Genomic DNA, 25899 nt, shown 5'->3' with positions numbered 1-25899 from the left:
TCAAAGGTTTAAGGAAAGTAAATCAGACCGTGCGCGGGCTCTCAGACCCCCAACGCCTCACGCAATTCCGCCAGACGCGACCGGCTGACAGGCGTGGTGACATCCTGCCCGCCAAGCCGGAAATGACACAAGCCATTGTCCTTGCGCCGCTCGAAATGCGCCACATGCGCCGGGTTCACCAGATAGCTGCGATGCACCTTGAGAAACGGACCGGGGCTCAACCGCCGCTCGGCCTCGGTGATCGACCAGGTGCAGAAATGCTTGTTGGTCCCGGCATAGAGCAGCGTGTAATGCCCCTCGGCCCGCAAAAACGCCACATCGCGCGCGTCGATGAAATGCGTCTGCCCGTTCTGCTCATAGGGAATGCGCCGGAGCACCGGAACCGCCTCAGACGGCTTGGCCACCACACGCTCTGCCTTGCCCCCATGCGCCAGAAAGGTGACCCCCGTCAGCAGAAACGCGCCACAGAGCACAAACGAGCTGATCAACACCCCCAACGCCAGTACCTCATTGCCCATCACCGGCCCGATCTCCTGCACCGTCGGCACCGCCACAAACCGCGTCCCGAATATCGCCGCGAAATGCACTAGAAACACCGCCGTACCAAAGGCCAGCGTGCCCAGCAGGATATTGCGCGGCCGCCGCTGGCCATAGGCCACCCAGATCGCCGCCACGCTCAACCCGCAGGCCGCCAGCACTGCAAACACCACCCCCGGCAGCGTATAGACCGCCCGGCAGAATTGCAGCCCCGACATGCCCAGATAATGCATCGCGACGATGCCAAGCCCAATGACACAGCCCGCCGCCGTCAGGCTCGCCCGCGTGCGCCGATAGAAATGCAGCAGTAGCAGCGCCGCGCCCACCATCAGGATCGCAATAAGAGCCGACCCAAGCGTGATCATTGCGTCGTAATAAATCGGAATCGGCAGTTGCAGCCCCAGCATCGCCACGAAATGCATCGACCAGATGCCGCCACCCAGCGCAATCGCCGCCAGGGTCACAGAAAGTTTACGCAAGGCCACCGGCTGCACGGCAATGCCACGGGTTAGCGAAAACCCGGTAAAGGCCGCCACGAGCGAAACACTCAGCGACGCCACCACCAGCCAGAGGTTATGCGAATACTCCAGAAATTCCATGTCGATCCAACGGCTTGAGCAAACCGCAAGAGAGCGGCCTCCCCGCCGCGCTCTTCCTCCCCTAGGTCCGGATCGTATGTCGCCAGAGGCTGCCTTACAAGGCTCTTGACCTCAGAGCGCCAGCGCCGTTTTGCGCCCGTCGTGAAACGCCTGCGCCGCCAGTCGCGGGGCATGCGCATCGCCAATCAGACGCGCAACAACGCCCTGCGCTGCCAACTCATCGCGCAAACTCACATCCGCCCGATTGGTCGTCGCCAACACCAGACTATCCGCGGCCACATGCGACCGCGCGCCGGTCAGCAGGTCCACCACCTCAGCCCCGCCGTTCTGCCAGCCGGTAATGGCGCTTTCGGTAACAAACCGCACACCCAGCGCCGCCAGCCGTCGCCGCAATGGCACATCGGCGGCAGAGCGTTCCAACTCGCGCCCCACCATGGCGTGTGGCGTGACGATCACCACCTGATGCCCCGCTTCCGCCAGATGCCAGGCCGTGCCTCCGCCCCGCCAATTGCCGCCCTCATCCAGCACGATCACCCGAGGCCCCAGCCGCGCCGCGCGCGCCATCACATCCTCGACCGGCCAGACATTGCCATCGAGCCCCGGCAGCCCCGACAGATGCGGGATCGCCTTTTGAAACCCGGTCCCCGCAGGCAGCGACCCGGTGGCGAGGATCACATGATCCGCCCCTATCGCGGCAATCTCGCCCGCGTCCAGATAGCTGTTGAACCGCACCTCAACCCCCAGCCGCGCCAATTGCCGCGCATACCAACCCAACAGGTCCAAAATCTGCGCCCGCCTCGGCTGCAATCCCGCCAGCCGGAATTGCCCGCCCATCTCGGGCCCCGCCTCGTGCAACTGCACTCGGTGCCCGCGCTCGGCCGCCACCCGCGCCGCCTCCAGCCCAGCAGGCCCAGCGCCCACAACCAGCACACCTTGCACCCGCTCCGCCGGGCTGAACCGATCCCCGCCCCAGTCGTGCTCCCAGCCCACCGACGGGTTGATCAGGCAGGAAATCCAGTAATCCCGACTCCGCCGCCCCCAGCATTGTTGATTGCACGAAATGCAGCCGCGCACGTCCTCAGGCCTGCCCGCCTTGGCCTTGGCCACCAGATGCGGATCGGCAATCTGCCCCCGCACGATCGAGACCATATCCGCCTCGCCTGCGCCCAGCACCGTATTGGCATTCTCGGGCGTGCGAATATGGCTCTCGGCTGTCACCAGCGCATGGCGCACCACGCGCTTGAGGCGCGCCGCCAGATCAACCCCCAGCTTTTCAGGATACAAAAACGTCGGCATCAGCGGATGATAATCCAGATAGCTGCCCGACCCGCAGGTGACATAATCCATCAGGCGCTCGGCATCATGCAATGCCACAATCTCGGCCATCGCCTCATGCCCCAGCGTGGCCTCAACGGTCGACCCGTCACTCACCGACAGCCCGACAATGAACCCCGGCCCACAGGCCGCGCGCACCCGCCGCAGAATCTCGCGCGAAACCCGCGTGCGGTTCTCAAGGCTCCCGCCCCATTCGTCCTCCCGAGTGTTCGACATCGGCGTCCAGAACTGATCCAGCAGACAGTGATAGGCTGCCCAGACCTCGACCCCGTCAAATCCCGCCTTTTGACACCGCACCGCAGCGGCGACAAAGCTCTCGATGACCTCCTCGATCTCCGCCACGCTCATCTCGTGGCTGCCATCACTGTCATGCCAGCTTGGCCCGCCCGAGGGCGACCATGCCGCGTGCCAGCTATTGTCCTGATCGCCATGCGCGCCGACATGGTAAAGCTGTTGCACCACCACCGCCCCATGCCGCTTGACGGCCTGCGTCAGCTTGGCAAAGGCCGGGATCACCGCATCACTGGAATGCCGGAAATTGCCCCGCGTCAGCACCGCCGTGCGATGCACCGGCATCGGCTCGACCACGATCATCGCCGCCCCGCCTATGGCCCGCTCTTCGTAATAGGCGATATGACGTGCCCCCGGCAGACCGTCCTCGGCCATGTTGGTCGTATGCGCGCCAAACACCACACGGTTGCGCAGGCTATGCCCCGCCATCACGACAGGGCGAAACACATGCGAGAACGCCCTCATCCCTTCCCCGCCAAACGGTCCAGACCCTCGCACAGGGCCTCGCGCATCCCCGCCACCTCCATATGCTGCCTGAGCCGCTGATTATAACCGCCCTCGGTGTTGAGCGCGTCCAGCATCGGCTGACACTCGCCGCTCATCAGGCTGCTTCCCACCAGATGCCGCAGAAACGCTTCGCCCCCGCCCAGCCACTCCGCCGCGACGCCGACCATCTGCACCGTCGGCGATAACACCGCCTGCGCACAGAGATAGGCCTCCAGTTCCGCCGCATCGCGCAAGCGGTAAACCGTGTTGGCAGGCGCAAACAGCGCCTCGATCACCCCGACATCGCCCAGCGCCAGAATAGGCGAGCCGCCCTCGGCAATCCCCGGATAGGGCAGCATCACCGCCTCCGCGCGCGCCGGGGCCACCAGCGCCGCGACGTCCTCCAACGGCATCCCCGCCATGAAGGACACGATCCGCTGCCCCTCTCGAAATTGCAGCCCGCCCAACACCTCCGCCGCCTGCTCTGCCATCAGCCCGAGAAACACGACCTCGCTCGCCTCCACCACACCCTGATTGTCCGCCACTGCCACGTTGTCGAACGCACCAGCCAAGCGCCCCGCCCGTGCCGCATTCCGCTCTGACACCGTGATCTCATGCCCGGCGGGCGCCAGCCCCCGCACCACCGCCTCGGCAATGCTGCCGGTGCCCAGAAATCCGACACGCATCTCAGATATCCTTCATCAGCCGCAGCGCATCATAAATCGCCGCATGGGTATTGCGCGCAGACACCGCATCACCAATCCGGAAAAGCTGAAACGCCCCGTCGGGATTGCTCTCAACCGTCTGCGGATGCCCGGCAATCAGCGCGTCATGGTCCACCTCGCCGAGATTGCGTGAGAGCGGTTTCAAATCGAAGTAAAGATCATCAAGCGGCAGCGTGCCATAGTTCACCACCACCTGATCATAGGTCTTCTCGCTCGTGAACCCGCTGTAATCCGTGCCGATCCTGGCCTTCAGACGATTGCCATCCCGCGTCACATCCAAGAGCCGCCGCGTCACGGTGAAGGTCACATCCTTATCCTGCAACGCTCGCATATAAGGCACCAGATTCATCGCCATGATATCGGGGGCAAACACCCGGTCCGGCGTCATCACCTCGACACTCGCCCCGGCCTTCGCCGCAACCTCCGCCGCCATCAACCCCGGATGATCGCCGCTTTCATCATAGATCAAGACATTCTGCCCCGGCTTCACATCGCCCGAAATAATATCCCAAGCGGTAACAACCAGCTCCTGCTCCTTGCCGCTCTCAAAGAGCTCGCGATTTGGCAGGCCACCCGTGGCCACGATCACCACATCGGGATTGAGCGCGGTCACATCCCCCACTTCGGCAAAGGTGTTGAAATGAAACACCACGTCGCGCGCGGCACATTGCGCCATGCGCCAGTCGATGATGCTGATCATCTCGCGCCGCCGTGGATTGAGCGCGGTCAGACGGATCTGCCCACCCGGATCGGGCTGCGCCTCGAACACGGTCACATCATGGCCGCGCTCTGCCGCCACCCGCGCGGCCTCCAGCCCCGCAGGCCCCGCGCCGACAATGACCACCTTCTTGCGCGTCGCAGCCTTTGCAATGTCATGCGGCATGGTCAATTCGCGGCCCGTCGCGGCGTTGTGGATACAGAGCGCCTCACCGGCGGCATAGATCCGGTCCAGACAGAACGTCGCCCCCACACAAGGCCGAATATCCGCCTCGCGCCCCTCGATGATCTTGCGCACAATATGCGGGTCCGCCATATGCGCCCGCGTCATGCCGACCATGTCCAAGAGCCCCGCCTGTATCGCATGCCGCGCCGTCGCCACATCGGGGATCTTGGCGGCATGGAACGTGGGCATCCCCGTCGCCGCCTTGACCGCCCCTGCAAAATCCAGATGCGGCGCGGATCGCATCCCCTGCACCGGGATCACATCGGTCATCGCCGGATCGGTATGGATACGCCCCCGGATCACGTTGAGGAAATCGACCATGCCGGTCGCCGCCAGCCGCTTGGAAATCTCGATGCCTTCCTCGGGTGTGATTCCCCCCGCCTCGGCCTCATCCGCCGTGTAACGCAGACCGACGATGAACTCGGTCCCCACCCGCTTGCGAATAGCCGCCAGCACATCCATCAGCAACTTCATCCGGCTCTCGAGGGTCTGCCCGCCATACGGCCCGTCAAGATCATTGGTCAGCGGCGACCAGAACTGATCAAGGAGGTGGCCGTAAACCTGCAGCTCAATGCCATCCATGCCGCCTTCTTTCATCCGCTCGGTGGCATCGGCGAAATCAGAGATGATGCGCGCAATATCCCAATCCTCCGCCAGCTTGGGAAAGGCCCGGTGCGCTGGCTCGCGATGCTTGGTCGAGGACACAGATGGCAGCCAATCGCCCTTGGCCCAGCCCGTGCGCCGCCCCAGATGCGTGAGCTGAATCATCACCGCACAGCCATGCTCGTGACAGGCATCGGTCAACTGCCGGATATAGGGCACCACCTCGTCTTTGTAGGCCAGCACGTTGTTAAAGACCGGCGGGCTATCCTTGGACACCGCCGCCGACCCTGCGGTCATCGCCAGCGCCACGCCCGCGCGGGCGCGCTCGGCGTGATAGGCGGCATAGCGCGCCTTGGGCATGCCATCCTCAGGATAGGCCGGCTCGTGGCTCGTGGTCATGATCCGGTTTTTCAGGGTCAGATGTTTCAGTTGATAGGGTTGCAGCAGCGGGTCACGCGACATGGGCGTTGCCTTTCTTCACTCTCGTTTCAATACCAGGCGTCGGCCATCTCTGACTTGCGCCGCGCGATGAAATCGCACAGCGCCCCGTCGACCCCGGCCTCCATGTGCGGCGCCTCATATTTCGCCAAGACCTCTTTCCACGCACCATTGGCACGGGTCATCGCATCGACACCGCCTGCCTCCGACCATGTCTCATAGGTGGTGTTGTCGTCCAGCCCGCTGTCCCAATAGGCGGTCTCGTAATGCCGCAGCGTATGGGCACAGCCAAACATATGCTCCCCCGGCCCCTTCTCGGCCAGCGCCTCAAACGCCAGCGTGTCCTCATTGACCTCCAACCCCTTGAGCCAGACATGCAGCGCGCCGCACATATCCATATCCAGCATCAGCTTTTCATAGGACATCGACAGCAACCCATCGAGGAACCCGGCGGAATGCAGGATGAAATTCGCCCCGCCATTCACCGCCGACATCATCGACATCATGGCCTGCGTCATCGCCTGCCCATCCGGCAGCTTGGAGGTGCTGAAATTGCCCGCACAGCGCAGCGGCATATTGAGCCGCCGCGCAATCTGCCCCATCACCAGCGATCCCAGCGCAGGCTCGGGCGTCCCGAACGTGGGCGATCCGGTGCGCAGCGACATCGACGACAGGAAACTGCCCAGAATGGCCGGTGCTCCCGGCCGCACCAGTTGCGTCAGCGCACAGCCCACCATGCTCTCGGCCAGACATTGCGCAATCGCCCCCGGCATGGTCAGCGGCGACACCGCCCCGCCCAACAGAAACGGCAAATGGATCGACCCCTGACCGGCAGCTGCATAGGCGCGAATGCCCCGCGTGCTCACCCCGTCCCAGACCAAGGGCGAGGTCGAGTTGAAATTGCCCATGATCACGCAATGGCTGTCGACATACTCCGCGCCGAACAGAATCCGGCACATCTCGATACTGTCCTCCGCCCGCTCCGGCGCGGTGATCGACCCCAGAAAGGCCCGGTCCGAATAGCGCATATGCGCGTAGACCATATCCAGATGCCGCTTGTTCACCGGAATATCCGTCGGCTCACAGATCGTGCCGCCCGAATGATGCAGCCAGGGCGAGGACTGCGCCAGCTTGATCAGGTTCTGGAAATCCTCGATCGTGCCATAGCGCCGCCCCTTGTCCAGATCCATCACGAAGGGCGAGCCATAGGCCGGCGCAAAGACCATCGAGCGGCCACCGATCCGCACCGATTTCGCCGGATTGCGCGCATGCTGCGTAAACTCAGCGGGCGCTGTCGCCAACAGCCCCCGGATCAGCCCCGGCTCGAACGTGACATTCCACGCCTCCGGCCCCACCTCCCGCGCCTTGCCACCCGCCTGCTGAAAGAGCCGCACCGTCTCGGGGTCTTCGCGAAACTCGATGCCGATTTCGGCCAATATCCGATCCGCCGTCGCAATAATCGCATCAAGCGATGCCTCCGACGCGATGTCATGCGTGGGAATACCGCGCGTGATATAGGGCACATGTAGCGGGTTCACCCCAGCCCCCGCGCCGGTGCCGCGCCGAACCTGCATGGCGGCCCGCCCGCCGCGCGCCCGGCGCGCAACCGGAACAGGCATATCAAGAGATATTTCAGAAGGTATCGCGTGCGGCATCGGCCTGATCCTGGCTGGCCGGGAACGACCCGGCGGTGGCGTGAAGACTTAATCGACACCACTGTCGAGAAAACAAACTAACCTGTCAAGTTATTTGCCAGCCGCGCCAAAACCGTCTAGGCTCAGGCCATGACCAGCCCCCAAACCACCCGCCGCGCCAAACCCGCCCCCGATCCCGCCGCCCGCGGCTCCGAGGATCTGTGGCTCAATGCCGCCTATGAGGTGCTCGTCACCGCCGGGGTGGAGGCGGTCAAGGTGATGCCACTGGCCCAGATGCTCGGCCTGTCGCGCACCAGTTTCTACTGGCATTTCAAAGACCGCGAGGCGCTGCTTGCCGCCCTTCTCGACCGCTGGGAGGCGCAGAATACCGGCAATCTCGTGGCCCGCACCGAGGCCTATGCCGAAACCATCAACGAGGCGCTCTACAACCTCTTCGACTGCTGGCTCACCCGCGATCTGTTCGATTCCCGCCTCGATTTCGCGATCCGCAACTGGGCGCTCGGCGATCCCACGATCAAGGCCAAGCTGCAACGCACCGACGAGACCCGCATCACTGCCATCCGCGCCATGTTCGAGCGATTCGGTTACGCCAGCGATCACGCCGACACCCGCGCCCATACCGTCTATTACACCCAGATCGGCTATATCTCGATGATGGTGGCCGAACCCCGCGACATCCGCATCGCGCGCATGCCCGCCTATGTCGAGAATTTCTCGGGCCATCCCCCGACCCCCGCCGAAACCGACCGCTTCATGGCGCGCCACACCGGCACCTGACCCGATATGCTGCCATCTGGACCTTTTGCCAAAGCTGTGGAAAGGATTGAGCACCGCCCTCTGGGGGACCAAGGGCAAACCGGGACGGGACAAACCGCCCGACATCAGGGAGAGATGACATATGACATTCAAGACACTGGCCATCGCCGGCGCGCTCAGCCTCGCCGCTGTCACCGCGCAGGCTGACATCAAGGTCGGCATGATCACCACCCTTTCCGGCGGTGGCGCGGGCCTCGGCATCGACGTGCGCGACGGCTTCATGCTGGCGCTGGAACAATCCGGGCGCAGCGACATCGAGGTGATCATCGAGGACGATCAGCAAAAACCCGACATCGCCGTGCAACTCTCGGACAAGATGATCCAGTCCGACAAGGTCGACGTGATGACCGGCATCATCTGGTCCAACCTTGCCATGGCGGTGGTGCCCGGCGCGGTCGCCCAAGGCAAATTCTACCTCTCGCCCAATGCTGGCCCCTCGGCGCTGGCGGGTCAGGGCTGCCTGCCCAACTATTTCAACGTCGCCTGGCAGAACGACAACCTGCACGAGGCCGCAGGTGCCTATGCCAATGACGCAGGTTATAAAAACAGCTTCATCCTCGCGCCCAACTACCCCGCAGGTCAGGACGCGCTGACCGGCTACAAACGCATGTATCAAGGCGACCTCGCAGGCGAGATCTACACCCAACTGGGCCAGACCGATTACGCCGCCGAAATCGCCCAGATCCGCGCCTCCGGGGCTGACTCTGTGTTTTTCTTCCTGCCCGGCGGCATGGGGATTTCCTTCCTCAAGCAATATGCCGACAGCGGCGTCGGCTTGCCCGTGGTTGGCCCCGCCTTCAGCTTTGACCAAGGCATCCTTCAGGCGGTGGGCGACGCGGCCCTTGGCGTGGTCAACACCTCGCAATGGTCCAAGGATATCGACAACGAAACCAACGTCGCCTTCGTCGCCAGCTTTCAGGAAAAATATGGCCGCCTGCCCTCGCTCTACGCGAGCCAGGGCTTTGACACCGCCAACCTCCTGATCTCGGCGCTGGATCAGGCGCAGCCCTCCGACGCTGATGCCTTCCGCGCTGCACTCAAGGCCGCCGATTTCGCCAGCACGCGCGGCGATTTTGCCTTTGGCAACAACCATCACCCGATTCAGGACATCTATGTCCGCGAGGTGATCAAGGAAGGTGACATCTACACCAACAAGATCATCGGTGTGGCGCTGGAAGATCACGCCGACGCCTACGCGGTTGACTGCAAGATGTAACACCCCGCGCCGGGCCGTTCCCACGGCCCGGCCACACCCCCATGTCGCTCCGACCTACACGCATGGTCGTTTGCCGCCTTTCCTCCGGATAAAACTCGCGGCATACAAAGACATGACCGACTCGCCCCCCCCCTTCTCCACGCCCCTGCCGGGCAATGACTGGCCCCGGCTTGAACCCGGCTGGGTCTGGCTCTGTGGGGCTGGCCCCGGCGATCCCGGCCTTTTGACCCTGCACGCCCTCAATGCCCTTGGGCAGGCCGATGTGGTGATTTACGACGCGCTGGTGCAGGACTGCATCCTCGACTGGGCCCCGCAGGCACGCCACATCTACGCGGGCAAACGCGGCGGCAAACCCTCGGCCAAACAACGCGACATTTCCCTGCAACTGGTCGACCTCGCCCGCGAAAGCCTGCGCGTTCTGCGCCTCAAGGGGGGCGATCCCTTTGTGTTTGGCCGCGGCGGCGAAGAGGCACAAACGCTGGTGCAGCACGGCATACCCATCCGCATCATCCCCGGCATCAGCGCGGGCATCGGCGGGCTGGCCTATGCGGGCATCCCCGTCACCCATCGCGACGTCAATCAATCCGTGACCTTTGTGACAGGCCATGACCAATCCGGCCTCACCCCCTCCTCGCTCAATTGGCAGGCGATTGCACAGGGCAGCCAGGTGATCGTGATCTATATGGGCATGAAACACGCGAGCCAGATCAGCGCGGCGCTTCTCGACGCGGGTCGCCCTCTGGATGAGCCGTGCGCCGTGGTCTGTTCCGCCACCACCCCCGATCAACGCGTGCTGGAAACCACCCTTGGACGGCTTGCCGCCGATATCGAGGCGAGCGGCTTTGAGCCGCCCGCGATCCTCTGTATCGGCCGCTCGGTGCTGATGCGCCAAGTGCTCGACTGGCAGGGCATGCTGGCCGGTGCCGCCCCCCGCAACCTCGACCCGCTCGGGCGCGGATTGCCCGCCGAGACCGCATGCGAGGGCTGATCCTCGCCGCGCCCGCCTCAGGGGCTGGCAAGACCACGCTCACCCTCGCCCTGCTGCGCCTCTTGTCCCGCCAGGGACTGACCGTGCGCGGCGCCAAATCCGGCCCCGATTACATCGACCCCCGCTTTCACGAGGCCGCCTGCGGCGCACCTTGCCCCAATCTCGACGCTTGGGCCATGACGCCCGAGCGCCTGCGCAGCCTTGCGGCGGGCGACGGCCTTTTGATCATCGAGGGTGCCATGGGCCTTTTCGATGGCGCGCCCCCCGACGGGCGCGGTGCTGTGGCCGATCTGGCGCGGCATCTCGCCCTGCCGGTGGTGCTGGTGGTGGACGCAGGCCGCATGGCAGGCTCCATCGCCCCCTTGGTTGCAGGTTTCGCAGGCTTTGATCCAAATGTGCGCGTCGCGGGCGTGATGCTCAACAATGTGGGCTCAGACCGTCACGAAGCAATGCTGCGCCGCGCCCTTGCCCCCCTCGGCCTGCCCGTTTTGGCCGCCCTCCGCCGCAATCCGGCGCTGGCGCAACCCTCGCGCCATCTGGGACTGGTGCAAGCCATCGAGCGCCCCGATCTCGATCACTTCCTCGACACCGCCGCCGACGCCCTCGCCATGACGCTTGACCGCGAAACGCTGCGCGCGCTCGCAGCCCCCTTGCCCGAGGCCAAAGCCGCCCCGCGCCTCACCCCCCCGGCACAGGTCATCGCCGTGGCCCAAGACCGCGCCTTCGGCTTTGCCTACCCACATATGCTGGCCGATTGGCGCGCGGCGGGTGCAGAAATGCGACCCTTCTCGCCACTCGCCGATGATCCGGTGCCAGAGGCCGATTTCGTCTTTCTCCCCGGCGGCTACCCGGAACTGCACGCAGGCCAGATCGCCGCCAACACCACCTTCATGCAAAGCCTGAGAAATGCGGCGCAAACTACGGATATATATGGGGAATGCGGCGGCTACATGGTACTGGGCGAGGGGCTGACAGGCGCGGATGGCACCCGGCATGTGATGGCCGGGTTGCTCCCGCTCGAGACCAGCTTTGCCACCCGCCAGCTCCATCTCGGCTACCGCCACCTTGAGGCACAGAGAGGGCCATTCCCCGGCACATGGGCCGCCCACGAATTCCACTACGCCACCACCCTGCGCGCCGATGGCCCGCCGCTCTTTGCCGCGACAGACGCCGAAGGCACAGCCCTCCCCCCCATGGGCCTCCATTTGGGCCGGGTGAGCGGCTCCTTCGCACATCTCATCGACCGCGCCTGAATTGCGCTTGCAGCGCGCAGGCGACGGGTCTAGCACTTGCGCCATGACTGACACAGCCCTCCATCCTGACGATAGCCGCGCCAAACGCAACGTGGCCGTTCTCGTCGCAGCCCAAGCCATCTTGGGCGCGCAAATGCCGATGATCTTCGTCGTCGGCGGGTTGGCCGGGCAATCGCTTGCCTCCAACATCTGTTTCGCCACCCTGCCCATATCGCTCATCGTGCTGGGCTCGATGCTCTCGGCGACACCGATTTCGCACCTGATGCAGCGCTACGGGCGGCGTGTGGGCTTCATGATCGGCGCGGGTGCAGGCGCGATTGGCGGCGCCATCGGCGCCTACGGGCTCTATACCGCCTCCTTCCCGATTTTCCTCCTGGGCAGCCTCATCACCGGCACTTATATGTCGGCCCAGGGCTTCTACCGCTTTGCCGCCGCCGACACCGCCAGCGACGCGTTCCGCGCCAAGGCCATCTCCTACGTCATGGCGGGCGGCCTCCTTAGCGCCGTGATCGGCCCGCAACTGGTCAAGGCCACCTCGCAGGCCATGGTGATCCCGTTCTTAGGCACCTATCTAGCGGTCATCGCCCTCAATATCGCGGGTGCCTTCCTCTTTCTCATGCTCGACATCCCGAAACCGCCGGTGCCCGCCGTGGACGCCCCCCATGGCCGCACCCGGATTGAACTCCTCAAAACCCCGCGCATCGCCGTGGCGGTGATCTGCGCCACGGTCTCTTATGCTCTGATGAATCTGGTGATGACCTCGACACCGCTCGCGGTCGTGGGCTGCGGCTTTGACGCGGGCGATGCGGCGGATGTGGTCACGGCGCATGTGTTGGCCATGTATATTCCGTCATTTTTCACCGGCCACCTGATCGCCCGCTTCGGCGTAGAGAAAATTGTCGCGATCGGCCTCGTCATCCTCGCAGGCGCGGGGGCGGTGGCCCTGAACGGCGTGCATCTGGAAAACTTCTTCGTCGCCCTCATTCTCTTGGGCATCGGCTGGAACTTCGGCTTCATCGGTGCGACCACCCTGCTCGCAGGCTCGCATGCCCCGCATGAACGTGGCCGCATGCAGGGGCTCAACGATCTCATCGTCTTCGGCGGTGTGACCTTTGCCTCGCTGTCCTCGGGGGGCCTGATGAACTGCTCCGGCGGCACACCAGAGGCGGGCTGGACATCCGTCAACCTCGCCATGGCCCCCTTCCTCATGCTGGCAGGCGGCGCACTGATCTGGCTCACACTGCGCCCCAAGGACGCCTGAGAGGATGCCTGAGCGCGGGCGGCACCGTCGGATTTGAGTATTTTTAGAACGCTGAAAGAAGGGCCGGGATGATCCTAGAAATCTGGCAGAGTTACCGCCGCCTCCCCCTCTGGGCGCAGCTCTGGGTGGCCGTCATTCTGGTGCCGGTCAATGCCGCATCGCTGCTCTATATCACGCAACCCGCAGGCGCATGGCTGGCGCTGATGGCAATCGGCGCGATGCTCTGCAATGGCGTGCTGATGCTGATCGAGCGCGGCTTTTCCAAGGTGATGGCCCTGCCGCATGTGCTGATCTGGACACCGATGCTCGGCCTGATCCTGTGGCTCTTGAGCCAAGACATCGCCGACAGTTATCGGACCTATCTCGTGATCCTGCTCGCGGTCGATGTGGTCTCGCTGATCCTCGATCTCAGCGACACGCGCAAATGGCTGTCAGGCGACCGCACGATCGCCTGACGCAGCGCTCTCTCAGCCCAGCTTGCGCAGACGCGCAAAGAGGCTCGACGTATCCCAACGCCCGCCGCCCATCTTCTGGACATCTTTGTAGAACTGATCCACCAGCGCCGTCACCGGCAGACTCGCCCCGGTCTCGTCAGCGGTGCTGAGGCAAATGCCCAGATCCTTGCGCATCCAGTCGACGGCAAAGCCATGCTCCCATTTGTCGTCAATCATGGTCTCATAGCGGTTGGCCATCTGCCAACTGCCCGCCGCCCCCTGAGAGATCACCTCGACAACCGCGCGCCCGTCCAATCCCGCCTTCTCGGCGAAATGCAGCGCCTCGGCCAGCCCCTGCACCAGACCGGCAATCGCGATCTGATTGCACATCTTGGTCATCTGCCCCGCGCCGCTCTCGCCAATCCGGCGGCAGAGCTTGGCATAGACCTGCATGATCGGCTCTGCGGCGGCATAGGCATCCGCGTCCCCACCACACATGATCGAGAGCTGGCCTTTTTCGGCCCCCGCCTGACCACCCGACACCGGCGCATCGACGAAATTCAGCCCCGCCGCCTTGGCCTCGGCATAAAGCTCGGTCGTCACCTTCGACGACACCGTGGTGTGATCCACGAACACCGCACCCGATGCCATCCCGGCAAAGGCCCCGTCCGGCCCCTGACAGACCGAGCGCAGATCGTCGTCATTGCCAACGCAGGCCATCACGAATTCGGCCCCTTCTGCGGCCTCGCGCGGCGTGACCGCGTGTCGCCCGCCATGCTCCGCCGCCCATTTCTCGCCCTTGGCCGCGGTGCGGTTATAGACACAGACCTCATGCCCGGCCGCCGCCAGATGCCCCGCCATCGGATAGCCCATAACGCCGAGCCCCAAAAACGCCAGTTTTGCCATAGTCCTGTCCTCTCCTACAATCTTGTGCCATTGTCTTGCCGAGGTTTTCTGACTATCCCCGGCTGGTGATGCAAGCGGAAAATAGGGCGGTGCCGGGGCATGTCAGGGGTGGTGAAATGGTTGTTGCGGCTTGCGGGCGGGGCAATCCTGCTGGCGGTTCTGGCTGTCGTTGGCGCGTATTTCCTGCTCTCCCGCTCGCTGCCCGACTATGACACGACGCTCACCGTGAGCGGCCTCGCCGCCCCGGTCGAGATCGTGCGCGACAATGCCAATGTGCCGCATATTCTGGGCCAGACCGACGCCGACAGCTTCTTTGGGCTGGGCTATGTCCATGCGCAGGACCGCCTCTGGCAGATGATGACGATGCGCCGCACCGTGCAGGGGCGGCTCTCCGAAATATTCGGCCCCCGTACCGTCAAGATCGACAGCACCCTGCGCCGCTTTGACCTCTATACGCTGGCGCGCCAGTCGGTCGCCGCACAGGATGCCGAAACATTGGCCGCGCTCAAGGCGTATTCCGATGGCGTCAACGCCCGCATCTCAGAGATCAACCGCGAGGCGCTGGGGCGCGGTGCCCCCGAACAATTCCTCTTCAACGCGCCCATAGCCCCGTGGCAACCCGCCGATTCCATTGCGCTGATCAAACTGATGGCGGTGCAGCTTTCCTCGCATCTCGAAAACGAGGTGCTCTTTGCCCGCACCTCACTGGCCCTCGAAGACCCTGACCGCCTCGCGGACATCATGCCTCTTGCCCCCGGCAGCGGTATCGCCGCCCTGCCCGATTATGCAGCACTCTTTCCCGGTGCCAACTGGTCCCGCATGGCCCAAACCTCGCCCGAAACAGAGGATCCGCTGTCCCCCTTCAAACGTCGCGCCTTTGCCGGCGCATCGAATGCCTTTGCCGCCGCACGCTCACGCTCGGCCTCGGGCGGCACGCTTCTGGCCAATGATCCGCACTTGGGCTTTTCCGCCCCGAATATCTGGTATCTCGCCCGGCTGAATCTGACATCGGGCGGCGTGATCGGCGGCACCATTCCCGGCATCCCGGCGATCCTGACCGGGCGCAGCGCGCGTCTTGGTTGGGCCATCACCTCGTCCTATCTCGACGATCAGGATCTCTATATCGAGGAAGTGAACCCCGATAACGCCAATGAATACCGCACGCCGGAGGGCTGGAAACCGTTTCGCACCACCCGGTCTATCATCGAAATCAAGGATGCCGATCCCGTTACCCTCACCCTGCGCTGGACAGATAACGGCCCCGTTCTGCCGGGCAGCCATTACGATCTGGCCGAAGTGACCCCCTCGGGCCATGTCGCCTCGCTCAACTGGACCGCCCTCAGCCCCAATGACACAACCATGTCCTCGGCCATTGGGCTCATGCGCGCGCAATCAGTGCAGGACGCGATTGACCTCAGCCGCCTCTACATCGCGCCCTCGCAGAACCTCACGTTGGTGGACCAGTCCACAATCGCCATGCGCACCGTCGGGGCCATGCCCCGCCGCGACGCCCGCCACGAGAGCGAAGGGCGCATGCCCGCACGCGGCTGGCTGACGGAAAACCGCTGGCAGGGCACGCTCCCCTTTGCCGCCAACCCCGAGTTCGTGGCCCCCTCCGGCGGCATCCTCGGCAATACCAACAACAAGGTTGTGGACCGCCCCTTTCCCATGCATGTCAGCCACCTCTGGGGCGACACCCAGCGTGTCCACCGCTGGCGCAGGCTCATGCAGGGCCGCGAGGTGCACACCCGCGACAGCTTTATCGAGGCGCAGCTTGACACCGTCAGCTTTACCGCCCGCTCCCTCTTGCCGCTGATCGGGGCCGATCTCTGGTTCACCGGCGAATCCGCTCCCGAAGGCACGCCCGAACGCCTGCGCCAACGCGCGCTCGCCATGCTCGCCGACTGGAACGGCGAAATGAACGAACACCTGCCAGAGCCACTGCTCTATGCCGCATGGATGCGCGCCCTGATGGACCGCCTCATTCGCGATGATCTCGGGCCGCTCTCGCGCGAATTCGACCACCCCGATCCGATCTTCATCGAACGGGTGTTCCGCAATGTCGATGGCGCCGCCGCCTGGTGCGACGTCAAGCAGTCGGCGGCGGTCGAGACCTGCACCGACACCGCCCGCATGGCGCTCGACGATGCGCTGATCTGGATTTCCGAACGCTATGGCAAGTCCCTCGAGAGCCTGCGCTGGGGTGACGCGCATCAGGCCACTCATGACCATCCGGTGCTGGGCGATGTGCCGCTTCTGCGCCATTTCGTCAACATCCGCCAATCCACCTCAGGCGGCGACAACACGCTCTTGCGCGGACGCACGCGCGGCGGCGACGGCCCGGACCCGTTCCAGAATGTGCATGGCGCTGGCTACCGTGGCGTCTATGACTTTGCCGATCCCGACAGCAGCGTCTTCATCATCGCCACCGGCCAATCAGGGCATTTTCTCAGCCGCTATTACGACAACCTGTCGCAACTTTGGCGGCGTGGCGAATACATCCCGATGTCACTCGATCCCGATCTCGCACGCGCGGCGGCGGTGGGGATCACCATCCTGCGCCCCGACGGCCAGTAACAGCGCCGTCACCACTCCGGCGCAGGTGCTCGTGCCTGCGGCGACAGGCCTCTCACCTTTTTTCATCCCATTTGGAACCGCGCCGCACCTCCTGCGTTGACCCTTCAAGCGCGCAATTGGCGCGTTGACGCAAACCGCAGGATGGACCCTGCAGAAACGGAGGACGATATGACGTTCCGCAAATTGGCTCTCGCGACTGCCCTCACAAGTGTTTCGGCCCTGGCGGCCTATGCCGCAGACGAAGGCGGCACCGAACGGCAGTCTCAGGACAACAGCGGCACAGACGCCGTCTATGAAGAAACCCAAGGCACTGCCGCAGACGCGCAGTCGGGCGGTTGGTCCGAGGCCACCGTTGCAGAGGATGGCGAAATCCACGCACCCACCGATCTTGATCTGACGGCCAAAGGCCAGCGCGAGACCGGCAACACCCTTGTCGAGAATATTCTCACAGAGGCCGAGACTGGGGCCACGCTGACCTCCGTGGATGACAAGGTCATTGGCGAAGTCGTCTCGCACGAGGGCGACGAAACCGCAGAGCATCTGATCTATGTCGATGTGAGCACGGATGCCGACCTCCCGGCCGAGCGTATCGGCTTTGAGGCAGGCTCGCTCAGCGTCGGCGAGAACGGCGGCTTGGAATATGCCATGACCCTCGAGCAACTGCGCACCGCCGTGGCGGAAAAAGTCGCAACGATGACGCAATAACCGCTCACCTTTCCACGGCGCGCTCCTCCCTCCCGGCGCGCCAACGGCCCGGCCCTCAAAGGCCGGGCCGTTTTGCTGTCATGCCGCAAAATCTCCCACCCCCGATCACGCGCCCCTTCCCCCCGCCGCAGTCCTGCTTTAAAGACCGCCGCATGCACATCCCCGAAGGAGCCCGCCCGATGCAGGAACCGTCCATCACCCCCGATCTCATCGCGTCCCACGGCCTCAAGCCCGAGGAATACGACCGCATCCTCGAGATCATCGGACGCGAACCGAGTTTCACCGAACTGGGCATCTTCTCGGCCATGTGGAACGAGCATTGTTCCTACAAATCCTCCAAGAAATGGCTGCGCACCCTGCCCACCACCGGCCCGCAGGTGATCTGCGGTCCCGGCGAAAACGCCGGCGTCGTCGATATCGGCGACGGTCAGGCGGTTGTGTTCAAGATGGAAAGCCACAACCACCCCTCCTATATCGAACCCTATCAAGGGGCCGCGACCGGCGTGGGCGGCATCCTGCGCGATGTCTTCACCATGGGCGCGCGCCCCATCGCCTCGATGAACTCGCTCAGCTTTGGTGAACCGGCACACCCCAAGACCCGCCAACTTGTGCATGGCGTGGTTGCAGGCGTGGGCGGCTATGGCAACTGCTTTGGCGTGCCCTGCGCGGGCGGCGAGGTGCGGTTTGACCCGGCCTATAACGGCAACTGCCTTGTGAACGCCTTTGCCGCAGGCTTGGCCGACGCGGACAAGATTTTCTACTCCGCCGCCTCTGGTGTGGGCATGCCCGTGGTCTATCTCGGGGCCAAGACGGGCCGCGACGGCGTCGGCGGCGCGACCATGGCCTCTGCTGAGTTTGACGACAGCATCGAGGAAAAGCGCCCCACCGTGCAGGTGGGCGACCCTTTCACCGAGAAACGCCTGATGGAGGCCTGTCTCGAACTGATGGCCACCGGTGCTGTGATTTCCATTCAGGACATGGGCGCGGCGGGCCTCACCTGCTCTGCCGTGGAGATGGGCGACAAGGGCGGACTTGGCGTCAAACTGCAACTCGACGCCGTGCCCCAACGCGAGGCGAACATGACCGCCTATGAGATGATGCTCTCGGAATCGCAGGAACGCATGCTCATGGTCCTGCGCCCCGAGCTTGAGGCCGAGGCCCGCGCCGTGTTCGAGAAATGGGATCTCGATTTCGCCATCGTCGGCGAAACCATCGCCGAAGACCGCTTTCTCATCCTGCATGGCAATGACATCAAGGCCGACTTGCCCTTGGCCACCCTCTCAGGCTCCGCTCCCGAATATGACCGCCCTTGGGTGGAAACCACCCCCGCCACGCCGCTCGACCCCGCCACCGTGCCCGGCGTCGATCCCATCGACGGCCTCAAGGCGCTCATTGGCTCGATCAACTACTGCGCCCGGCAATGGGTCTATGAGCAATATGACACGATGGTCATGGCCGATACCGCCCGCACCCCCGGTCAGGGCGCGGGCCTCATCCGTGTGCATGGCACCGACAAATTGCTCGCTTTCACCTCCGACGTGACCCCGCGCTACGTCAAGGCCAACCCCTTTGAGGGCGGCAAACAGGCGGTGGCCGAGGCCTATCGCAACCTGTCTGCCTTGGGCGCAGTCCCGCTTGCCACCACCGACAACCTCAATTTCGGCAACCCCGAAAAGCCCGAGATCATGGGCCAATTCGTCGGTGCCATCAAGGGCATCGGCGAGGCCGTGGCGGCTCTCGACATGCCGATCGTCTCGGGCAATGTCTCGCTCTACAACGAGACCGACGGCACCGGCATTCTGCCCACGCCGACCATTGGCGCAGTGGGCATCATCCGTGACCCCGCAACCGCCATCACCGGACAGGCGCGCGACGGGCATGTGGCGCTGCTCTTGGGCGAAACCCACGGTCACCTGGGCCAATCGGCCCTTCTGGCAGAGGTGTTCAACCGAGTCGAAGGCGACGCGCCGCCCGTGGACCTCGCCGCCGAGAAACGCCACGGCGATTTTATCCGCGCCAATCATGCGCTGATCAAGGCCTGCACCGACCTCAGCGATGGCGGCCTGGCCTTGGCCGCCTTTGAAATGGCCGAGGCAGCAGGCGTTGGCATCCATCTCGATGCGGACGACACCGCCACGCTCTTTGCCGAAGATCAGGCCCGCTACCTCATCGCCTGCAACTTCGATCAGGCCGAGGCGCTGATGACCGCCGCAGGCCACGCCGGCGTTGCCCTCACCTCCGTGGGCCGCTTCACCGGCGACAGCGTGCGTCTGGGCAAATCCGAGGCCCCGCTTGCCGAACTGTCGAACATCTTCCGCAGCACCTTCGGCGCGACGTTCGACTAAGGGGAACGGGCGCAGCGAAATGGCAACTTTGACCTAGAGCTGACATTCACCCCTAGCGCCTACGCGCGGAATCAAGGCGCGGTACGCGCCGCCGCGCAGCGCCCGCCCGCCCGCCCCCTCGGGCGGGCGCTTTTGCAACGGCTCAACTTATTTAGAACGCGAAAGTATTTGGCGAAGATAAAGTGCCAGCCGACCAAGTGGCCGCGCCCACCCGGCGGACGGGCACCGCGCGCCTCCTCACTTGGGGCGAGCGTCACCAACACCGCCCCACACCCCATCACGTTTTCCGGAGCCCCATGGCGCGGGCCCTGCCCCCGTGGCAGGCTGACACCAGCCATGAAAGGATCGCCCATGCTCCGCCGCCTGCTCGCCCTCAGCCTTGTGCTGCTCGCCACGCCCCTCACAGCACAGGACACCCCGCCCGCGCCAGAGCCGCCAATGACGCTGGAGCGGCTCGATACCATCATCCGCGCCCTTGATCCCGAGGCAGAGAGCAACGGCAGCGTCTGGCAGTTGACCGTGAACGACGTGCAGGTGCTCATCGTCACCGACGAATCCGCAGACCGCATGCGCGCCATGACCCCTGTGGCCAAGGCCACAGACCTCACACCCGAAGACCTCAATCGCATCCTGCAAGCCAATTTCGACACCGCCCTCGATGCCCGCTACGCCATCGCCAAGGATCTTCTATGGGCCGCCTTCATCCACCCGCTGAAACCGCTGGAGAAGGACGAGTTCATCTCGGGCTTGGGTCAGGTCGTCAACCTCGCCCAGAGCTATGGCACGCTCTATTCCGGCGGCGCGCTGCACTATGGCGGTGGCGACAGCGGCGCGCTGCAACGCGCGCTGATTGATGAGTTGCTCAAAAAAGGCGAAGGAATCTGACCTCAGTCAGTCGGCTCTGCTCCCCGAGGAATTTTGAGCCCGATGAACAGCCAAGCCATCCCGCCCGCCTGCGCTCCCTTGCACTCATGCCGATGGGGCTCTACATCTTGGGCAAGACGTGACAAGGAGACGCCCCAATGGCCATGCTCGCCTCTGACCTCGAAGCCCTGATCCGCCAAGCCCTGCCCAATGCCAAGATCACCGTCGATGGCGAAGACGGCGTGCATTTCGCCGCCGAAGTCATCGACGAGAGTTTCCGCGGCATGAACCGGGTTCAACAGCAACGCGCCGTCTATGCCGCAATCAAAGGCAAGATGGACGGCCCCAACGGTGCCGTGCATGCCCTGGCGCTGACAACCAAGGCCCCCGACTGAGTGAATGGAACCCAGACTGATCGTCGCCCTGCTGCTTCTGCCCTTTGCCGTGATCTTTGCCTATACGATGTGGCATGAGATCCGGCGCTACCGCCGCGATGGGCGGGCCGATTACGGCCTCAGCTATTGCGAAGAAACCGACAGCACCCATGTAACTCTTTTGGGCGACGACGAAACCGGGTATGACCCCGAAGAGACAGACCCCTCGGCCAAAGCCGATAGACAGACCGATAGGACAAGCCATGACTGACGCCAAGACCCGCATCGAAGAGACCGTGAAATCCGCCGATGTCGTGCTCTACATGAAGGGCACCAAAGACATGCCGCAATGCGGCTTCTCCTCCCGCGTGGCGGGCGTGCTGAATTACATGGGCGTCGACTTCAAGGACGTGAACGTCCTTGCCGACGAAGACGTCCGTCAGGGCATCAAGGACTATTCCGACTGGCCCACCATCCCTCAACTCTACGTTAAGGGTGAGTTCGTAGGCGGCTGCGACATCATCACCGAGATGACGCTTTCGGGCGAACTTGATGAGCTCTTCGAGAAATCCGGCGTGTCCTACGACAAGGACGCCGCCGAGAAAATCCGCGAAGCGAACGCCTGAACCAAGGGGTCGGTCAAACCGTACGGTTTGACCGCACAGTCGTACGGCTCAGCCTCTCCGGGTCCAACCCCAGAGGCACAGCATTTCCATGATCACATGCGCCCCAGCGATGGCCGTGGCGCCTGTGGTATCATAGGGCGGCGACACCTCGACCATATCTCCCCCCACCAGATTGATCCCCGCCAGATCCCGCAGAATGATCGCCGCCTGCGCCGAGCTCAGCCCCCCCCAAACCGGCGTTCCGGTGCCGGGCGCAAAGGCCGGGTCCAGCGCGTCGATATCAAACGTCATATACACCTGAGCATCGCCCACGATCTCTTTGATCTTGCGAGCTATTTCCACCGGCCCCTCCAGATGCACCTGCCGCGCATCCAGTGTGGAAAACCCCATCGTGTCCGGATTTGTCGTGCGAATACCCACCTGAACAGAGCGCGTCACATCGACGAATCCCTGCTTCACGGCCTTGTACATCATCGTGCCATGGTCGATCCGCGTCAGGTCATCATCCGCCCAAGTGTCTGAATGCGCATCGAAATGGATCACTGCCAGTGGTCCGTATTTCTCGGCATGCGCCTGCAACAGCGGCAGGGTGATATAGTGATCTCCACCAATTGCAAAACAGGCAGCACCCGCGTCCAGAATGCCCTTGGCATGCGTATAGAGTGCATTAGGAAAGGCCGCTACATGTGCGTAATCAAACGCTAAATCTCCATAATCGGCGATACTCAAATGCGACAGCGGATCATAGCCATCCCAGCCATAGGGCGGATCATAAACCTGTAATGCGCTGGCCTCGCGCACCGCGCGCGGCCCCATGCGGGTGCCTGTCCGGTTGGTCACGGATTGATCAAACGGCACCCCGGTGATCGCCACATCGACATCCGTCAGATCCTTGGTATACCGACGGCGCGCAAAGGACAGCGCCCCACCAAAGGCATTCTCAAAGCTCAATCCACGTGATGTTTCACGCGTAAACGCCTGATCTATCTGTGTTTTCGCATCTTCCAGTGCCATGGCTTGTCTCCTTCAGCCAAGAGGCTGCGCGCGCTCGACCAGCCGCGCAAAGAACGAGGCACCCACCGGGGCCACCGCATCGTTGAAATTGAACCCGGGATGGTGCAGCCCCGGCCCGACGCCTTGCCCAAGAAACAGATAAGACCCCGGAAGCTCTTGCAGCATATAGGAAAAATCCTCGGCCCCCATTTCACGCGGGCGATCCGCGATGACCAATCCTTCGCCCACAACCTCCCGCGCGACCTCTGCGGCAAAGGCGGTTTTCTCTGCGTCATTGTAGGTGGCGGGGTATCCCAGATCAATCCGCACCTCCGCCCGCACGCCATAGCCAACGGCCACGCCCTCTGTAACCTCTCGCAACCGGCGATGCACCATCTCCTGCACCTCGGGCGTGAATGTCCGGATGGTGGCGTTGATATAGGCGGTCTCGGGGATGACGTTATCGACCGTGCCGGTATGGATCTGCGTCACCGAAATAACCAGATCATCCAAGGGGTTACGGTTGCGGCTGACAATCGTTTGGATGCCCTGCACAATGGCCACAGCCGCCACCACCGGATCGCGTGTCTCATGCGGCATGGCGCCATGCCCGCCCCGCCCAATCACGTCGATATGCAGCGTATCCACCGCCGCCATGATCGGCCCCGGCGTGGTCTCGAACGTGCCCGCAGGCACCCCCGGCAGGGTATGGAGCGCATAGACCTGCTCCACCCCATAGCGGCTCAGCGCGCCCTCTTCGACCATGATGCGTCCCCCGCCCGGACCCTCTTCGGCAGGTTGAAAGATCAGCACCACTTTACCGGCAAAATTCCGTGTCTCTGCAAGGTACTTAGCCGCGCCAAGCAGCATCGTCGTATGCCCGTCGTGGCCGCAGGCATGCATCTTGCCGGGGGTCTGGCTGGCATAATCGAGCCCGGTGACTTCGGTCATCGGCAGCGCGTCCATATCGGCGCGCAGCCCGATGCACGGCCCCTCGCCTTGGCCCTCGATCACCGCGACAACCCCACTGGTCGCCACACCGGTCTCGATCTGCGTGATGCCGAAGTCCCGCAATCGCTCGACCACAAAGGCCGCCGTTTTGTGGCAATCGAACCCCAATTCGGGATTGGCATGCAGATGCCTGCGCCAGGCCGTCATTTCCTCTGAGAATCCGGCAATTCGGTTGATCACGGCCATCTCTGGACATCCCTTCATTCTCGCGTCAGGGTCCACTCAACCCCAAAGACGAGGCCGCTGCAATGCCTGACGATACGCTCATCCACGATCCCCGCGGCGGATTGCCCCGCCTCATCGCCATCATGGCCCGCCTGCGTGATCCTGACACCGGATGCCCGTGGGATGTCGAGCAGGATTTCGCCAGCATCGCCCCCTATACCATTGAGGAGGCTTACGAAGTTGCGGATGCCATCGAACAGGAAAATTGGCAGGATCTACGTGGTGAATTGGGGGATCTTCTCTTGCAGGTGGTGTTTCATGCCCAAATTGCGCAGGATCGTGGCCTGTTTGACGTGATGGACGTGGCCAATGCCATTTCCGACAAGATGGTCGCACGTCACCCACATGTCTTTGGCGTTGAGAGTCGCGACAAAACCGCCGAACAACAGACCCGCGACTGGGAGGTGGTCAAGGCCGCCGAACGCGCCGCCGAGGCCAAGACCGGCACACTGGACGGTGTGGCCCTTGGCCTGCCTGCGCTCCTGCGCGCCGTCAAACTCCAGAAACGCGCCGCGCGTGTGGGCTTTGATTGGCCGGACTCTTCCCATGTTCTCAATAAGATACGAGAAGAAGTTGATGAATTGCATGAAGCTGCAACCGAGTTGACCCAGGATGCAGTTGAAGAGGAGTTTGGCGACCTTCTCTTTGTCATGGCCAATCTCGCGCGGCATATGAAGCTCTGTCCCGAAACCGCCCTGCGTCGCGCCAACGCCAAATTCACCCGCCGATTCGAGCGGATCGAAGCGCTTTTGGCCGAACGCGGCAAAACCCCACCCGAGTCGGATCTGGCTGAGATGGATACACTCTGGGATCAGGCCAAAGCGGAGGAGCGCGCCTGACAACCGCTTGTAACGACGCCAGAAACCCGCCACTCTCAGCCTAAGAATGAAAGGATCAAGTCAATGACGATCATGGATGAAGCCCGCAATGTTCTGGGCGAGGCGCTGGAGCCGTGCTCCTCCGCGCCGCTGACCGGCTACTTCCGTGACGGCCACTGCAACACCTGCGCCGAGGATCACGGCAGCCACACGGTCTGCGCCCTGATGACCGCCGAATTTCTGGCCTTTTCCAAATATGTCGGCAATGATCTCAGCACCCCCCGCCCTGAATTCCAGTTTCCCGGTCTGAAACCGGGCGATCAATGGTGCCTCTGCGCCGCGCGCTTTCTTCAGGCCCATGACGAGGGTTGCGCACCGATGGTGCGGCTCGACGCCACCCATGTGCGCGCCCTCGAGATCGTGCCACTGGAGGCGCTGCAACAAAACGCCGCCCCCGAGAGCTGACAGGATGGCCACTGTAACCCTGATCAGCGATGTCGAAGCCAGCCCCGAAGTGCGCGCCGTCTTTGACGACATCCGCGCCACGCGGGGCAGCGATGTCATCAATAATTTCTGGCGGGCCCTCGCGCATGACCCGGCCCTCCTGCTCGCAACATGGGAACGGCTCAAATCCGTGATGGGCCCCGGCACCCTTGATCCGCTGACCAAGGAATTGATTTATATCGCCGTTTCGGTCGCCAATGGCTGCGAATACTGCGCTCATTCCCACACCGCAGCAGCGCGCGCCAAGGGGATGACACCCGCACAGCACGGTGAACTCTTGTCGGTGATCGGCATGGCCAGTCAGACCAATGCCCTCGCCACGGCCCTTCAGGTGCCGGTGGATGATGCTTTCAAGATCTGATAAAGGCGGG

23 protein-coding genes and 1 pseudogene are annotated in these 25899 nt (G+C 63.5%); 16 read left to right on the top strand and 8 right to left on the bottom strand.

Annotation, left to right across the window (positions count from 1 at the left end; all coding sequences use genetic code 11):
- Positions 1-41: 41 nt before the first annotated feature.
- The 5 genes from ROS217_RS13920 to ROS217_RS13900 form a co-directional block, all read right to left on the bottom strand.
- Positions 42-1136: an MHYT domain-containing protein gene (locus ROS217_RS13920; protein WP_009818411.1), complete on the bottom strand. Its 1095-nt coding sequence runs from the start codon at positions 1134-1136 to the stop codon at positions 42-44.
- 111 nt (positions 1137-1247) lie between these two features.
- The gene (locus ROS217_RS13915) at positions 1248-3227 is read right to left on the bottom strand and encodes an oxidoreductase (protein ID WP_009818410.1); all 1980 of its coding nucleotides are present in this window, start codon (positions 3225-3227) and stop codon (positions 1248-1250) included.
- On the bottom strand, positions 3224-3934 hold the full coding sequence (locus tag ROS217_RS13910) for an NAD(P)-binding domain-containing protein (RefSeq protein ID WP_009818409.1): 711 nt from the start codon (positions 3932-3934) through the stop codon (positions 3224-3226). The genes ROS217_RS13915 and ROS217_RS13910 overlap by 4 nt, the downstream gene beginning before the upstream one ends.
- Before the next feature lies 1 nt (position 3935).
- Positions 3936-5981: an NADH:flavin oxidoreductase gene (locus ROS217_RS13905; protein WP_009818408.1), complete on the bottom strand. Its 2046-nt coding sequence runs from the start codon at positions 5979-5981 to the stop codon at positions 3936-3938.
- Positions 5982-6007: 26 nt separating this feature from the next.
- On the bottom strand, positions 6008-7576 hold the full coding sequence (locus tag ROS217_RS13900) for a trimethylamine methyltransferase family protein (RefSeq protein ID WP_009818407.1): 1569 nt from the start codon (positions 7574-7576) through the stop codon (positions 6008-6010).
- Between the two features lie 165 nt (positions 7577-7741).
- On the opposite strand from ROS217_RS13900, the gene ROS217_RS13895 reads away from it, so the two are divergent.
- From ROS217_RS13895 to ROS217_RS13870, 6 genes are all read left to right on the top strand, one after another.
- Positions 7742-8389, top strand: a complete 648-nt coding sequence (locus ROS217_RS13895) for a TetR/AcrR family transcriptional regulator (protein ID WP_009818406.1) — start codon at positions 7742-7744, stop codon at positions 8387-8389.
- 121 nt (positions 8390-8510) lie between these two features.
- Positions 8511-9644, top strand: a complete 1134-nt coding sequence (locus ROS217_RS13890) for an ABC transporter substrate-binding protein (RefSeq protein WP_009818405.1) — start codon at positions 8511-8513, stop codon at positions 9642-9644.
- Positions 9645-9756: 112 nt separating this feature from the next.
- Entirely contained in the window at positions 9757-10632 is an 876-nt protein-coding gene (gene cobA / locus ROS217_RS13885; protein WP_009818404.1) for a uroporphyrinogen-III C-methyltransferase, read from the top strand.
- Positions 10620-11885, top strand: coding sequence for a cobyrinate a,c-diamide synthase (locus tag ROS217_RS13880; protein WP_009818403.1), 1266 nt, complete (start codon positions 10620-10622; stop codon positions 11883-11885). Before cobA ends, ROS217_RS13880 begins: the two co-directional genes overlap by 13 nt.
- Before the next feature lie 43 nt (positions 11886-11928).
- Positions 11929-13146 (top strand): MFS transporter, encoded by a 1218-nt coding sequence (locus ROS217_RS13875; RefSeq protein WP_009818402.1) that lies wholly within the window; start codon positions 11929-11931, stop codon positions 13144-13146.
- Positions 13147-13214: 68 nt separating this feature from the next.
- Positions 13215-13601 (top strand): hypothetical protein, encoded by a 387-nt coding sequence (locus ROS217_RS13870; protein WP_009818401.1) that lies wholly within the window; start codon positions 13215-13217, stop codon positions 13599-13601.
- Positions 13602-13613: 12 nt separating this feature from the next.
- On the opposite strand, the pseudogene ROS217_RS13865 reads toward ROS217_RS13870, so the two are convergent.
- Positions 13614-14525 (bottom strand): annotated as a pseudogene (locus ROS217_RS13865) (NAD(P)-dependent oxidoreductase); the annotation flags it as partial.
- Positions 14526-14585: 60 nt separating this feature from the next.
- On the opposite strand from ROS217_RS13865, the gene ROS217_RS13860 reads away from it, so the two are divergent.
- From ROS217_RS13860 to grxD, 7 genes are all read left to right on the top strand, one after another.
- On the top strand, positions 14586-17063 hold the full coding sequence (locus ROS217_RS13860) for a penicillin acylase family protein (protein ID WP_009818399.1): 2478 nt from the start codon (positions 14586-14588) through the stop codon (positions 17061-17063).
- Between the two features lie 168 nt (positions 17064-17231).
- The gene (locus ROS217_RS13855) at positions 17232-17768 is read left to right on the top strand and encodes a phosphoribosylglycinamide synthetase (RefSeq protein ID WP_254656425.1); all 537 of its coding nucleotides are present in this window, start codon (positions 17232-17234) and stop codon (positions 17766-17768) included.
- A 179-nt stretch (positions 17769-17947) separates the two neighbouring features.
- Positions 17948-20113 carry a phosphoribosylformylglycinamidine synthase subunit PurL gene (gene purL / locus ROS217_RS13850; protein ID WP_009818397.1) on the top strand — a complete coding sequence of 722 codons (2166 nt, stop codon included), beginning with the start codon at positions 17948-17950 and terminating at the stop codon, positions 20111-20113.
- 351 nt (positions 20114-20464) lie between these two features.
- Positions 20465-20998, top strand: a complete 534-nt coding sequence (locus ROS217_RS13845; RefSeq protein WP_040650593.1) for a hypothetical protein — start codon at positions 20465-20467, stop codon at positions 20996-20998.
- 137 nt (positions 20999-21135) lie between these two features.
- On the top strand, positions 21136-21372 hold the full coding sequence (locus ROS217_RS13840) for a BolA/IbaG family iron-sulfur metabolism protein (RefSeq protein WP_009818395.1): 237 nt from the start codon (positions 21136-21138) through the stop codon (positions 21370-21372).
- Positions 21373-21376: 4 nt separating this feature from the next.
- Positions 21377-21622 carry a hypothetical protein gene (locus ROS217_RS13835; RefSeq protein ID WP_009818394.1) on the top strand — a complete coding sequence of 82 codons (246 nt, stop codon included), beginning with the start codon at positions 21377-21379 and terminating at the stop codon, positions 21620-21622.
- Positions 21615-21977, top strand: coding sequence for a Grx4 family monothiol glutaredoxin (gene grxD, locus ROS217_RS13830; RefSeq protein ID WP_009818393.1), 363 nt, complete (start codon positions 21615-21617; stop codon positions 21975-21977). Before ROS217_RS13835 ends, grxD begins: the two co-directional genes overlap by 8 nt.
- 48 nt (positions 21978-22025) lie before the next feature.
- Here grxD and speB read toward each other — a convergent pair whose 3' ends face one another.
- Together speB and ROS217_RS13820 are read right to left on the bottom strand one after the other, a co-directional pair.
- Complete coding sequence (gene speB, locus ROS217_RS13825; protein WP_009818392.1) at positions 22026-22991, bottom strand: agmatinase; 966 nt, start codon at positions 22989-22991, stop codon at positions 22026-22028.
- A 12-nt stretch (positions 22992-23003) separates the two neighbouring features.
- Complete coding sequence (locus ROS217_RS13820; RefSeq protein WP_040650592.1) at positions 23004-24167, bottom strand: M20 aminoacylase family protein; 1164 nt, start codon at positions 24165-24167, stop codon at positions 23004-23006.
- A gap of 62 nt (positions 24168-24229) precedes the next feature.
- Between ROS217_RS13820 and mazG the strand changes: the two genes are divergently transcribed.
- From mazG to ROS217_RS13805, 3 genes are all read left to right on the top strand, one after another.
- A complete protein-coding gene (gene mazG / locus ROS217_RS13815; RefSeq protein WP_009818390.1) occupies positions 24230-25045 on the top strand; it encodes a nucleoside triphosphate pyrophosphohydrolase in 816 nt (271 codons plus the stop codon).
- A 63-nt stretch (positions 25046-25108) separates the two neighbouring features.
- Complete coding sequence (locus tag ROS217_RS13810; RefSeq protein ID WP_009818389.1) at positions 25109-25489, top strand: DUF2237 family protein; 381 nt, start codon at positions 25109-25111, stop codon at positions 25487-25489.
- Positions 25490-25493: 4 nt separating this feature from the next.
- Entirely contained in the window at positions 25494-25889 is a 396-nt protein-coding gene (locus ROS217_RS13805; protein ID WP_009818388.1) for a carboxymuconolactone decarboxylase family protein, read from the top strand.
- The last annotated feature ends 10 nt before the right edge of the window (positions 25890-25899 follow it).

Origin of the sequence: Roseovarius sp. 217 (assembly GCF_000152845.1) — a bacterium.
GTDB lineage: Bacteria > Pseudomonadota > Alphaproteobacteria > Rhodobacterales > Rhodobacteraceae > Roseovarius.
Note: the sequence above shows the minus strand (reverse complement) of the source record. Positions and strands in the feature narration are given on the sequence as shown.

Coding starts and splice junctions, on each gene's coding strand:
- ROS217_RS13920 (WP_009818411.1), bottom strand. CDS start 1,136: ATGGAATTTCTGGAGTATTCGCATAACCTCTGGCTGGTGGTGGCGTCG.
- ROS217_RS13915 (WP_009818410.1), bottom strand. CDS start 3,227: ATGAGGGCGTTCTCGCATGTGTTTCGCCCTGTCGTGATGGCGGGGCAT.
- ROS217_RS13910 (WP_009818409.1), bottom strand. CDS start 3,934: ATGCGTGTCGGATTTCTGGGCACCGGCAGCATTGCCGAGGCGGTGGTG.
- ROS217_RS13905 (WP_009818408.1), bottom strand. CDS start 5,981: ATGTCGCGTGACCCGCTGCTGCAACCCTATCAACTGAAACATCTGACC.
- ROS217_RS13900 (WP_009818407.1), bottom strand. CDS start 7,576: ATGCCTGTTCCGGTTGCGCGCCGGGCGCGCGGCGGGCGGGCCGCCATG.
- ROS217_RS13895 (WP_009818406.1), top strand. CDS start 7,742: ATGACCAGCCCCCAAACCACCCGCCGCGCCAAACCCGCCCCCGATCCC.
- ROS217_RS13890 (WP_009818405.1), top strand. CDS start 8,511: ATGACATTCAAGACACTGGCCATCGCCGGCGCGCTCAGCCTCGCCGCT.
- cobA (WP_009818404.1), top strand. CDS start 9,757: ATGACCGACTCGCCCCCCCCCTTCTCCACGCCCCTGCCGGGCAATGAC.
- ROS217_RS13880 (WP_009818403.1), top strand. CDS start 10,620: ATGCGAGGGCTGATCCTCGCCGCGCCCGCCTCAGGGGCTGGCAAGACC.
- ROS217_RS13875 (WP_009818402.1), top strand. CDS start 11,929: ATGACTGACACAGCCCTCCATCCTGACGATAGCCGCGCCAAACGCAAC.
- ROS217_RS13870 (WP_009818401.1), top strand. CDS start 13,215: ATGATCCTAGAAATCTGGCAGAGTTACCGCCGCCTCCCCCTCTGGGCG.
- ROS217_RS13860 (WP_009818399.1), top strand. CDS start 14,586: ATGTCAGGGGTGGTGAAATGGTTGTTGCGGCTTGCGGGCGGGGCAATC.
- ROS217_RS13855 (WP_254656425.1), top strand. CDS start 17,232: ATGACGTTCCGCAAATTGGCTCTCGCGACTGCCCTCACAAGTGTTTCG.
- purL (WP_009818397.1), top strand. CDS start 17,948: ATGCAGGAACCGTCCATCACCCCCGATCTCATCGCGTCCCACGGCCTC.
- ROS217_RS13845 (WP_040650593.1), top strand. CDS start 20,465: ATGCTCCGCCGCCTGCTCGCCCTCAGCCTTGTGCTGCTCGCCACGCCC.
- ROS217_RS13840 (WP_009818395.1), top strand. CDS start 21,136: ATGGCCATGCTCGCCTCTGACCTCGAAGCCCTGATCCGCCAAGCCCTG.
- ROS217_RS13835 (WP_009818394.1), top strand. CDS start 21,377: ATGGAACCCAGACTGATCGTCGCCCTGCTGCTTCTGCCCTTTGCCGTG.
- grxD (WP_009818393.1), top strand. CDS start 21,615: ATGACTGACGCCAAGACCCGCATCGAAGAGACCGTGAAATCCGCCGAT.
- speB (WP_009818392.1), bottom strand. CDS start 22,991: ATGGCACTGGAAGATGCGAAAACACAGATAGATCAGGCGTTTACGCGT.
- ROS217_RS13820 (WP_040650592.1), bottom strand. CDS start 24,167: ATGGCCGTGATCAACCGAATTGCCGGATTCTCAGAGGAAATGACGGCC.
- mazG (WP_009818390.1), top strand. CDS start 24,230: ATGCCTGACGATACGCTCATCCACGATCCCCGCGGCGGATTGCCCCGC.
- ROS217_RS13810 (WP_009818389.1), top strand. CDS start 25,109: ATGACGATCATGGATGAAGCCCGCAATGTTCTGGGCGAGGCGCTGGAG.
- ROS217_RS13805 (WP_009818388.1), top strand. CDS start 25,494: ATGGCCACTGTAACCCTGATCAGCGATGTCGAAGCCAGCCCCGAAGTG.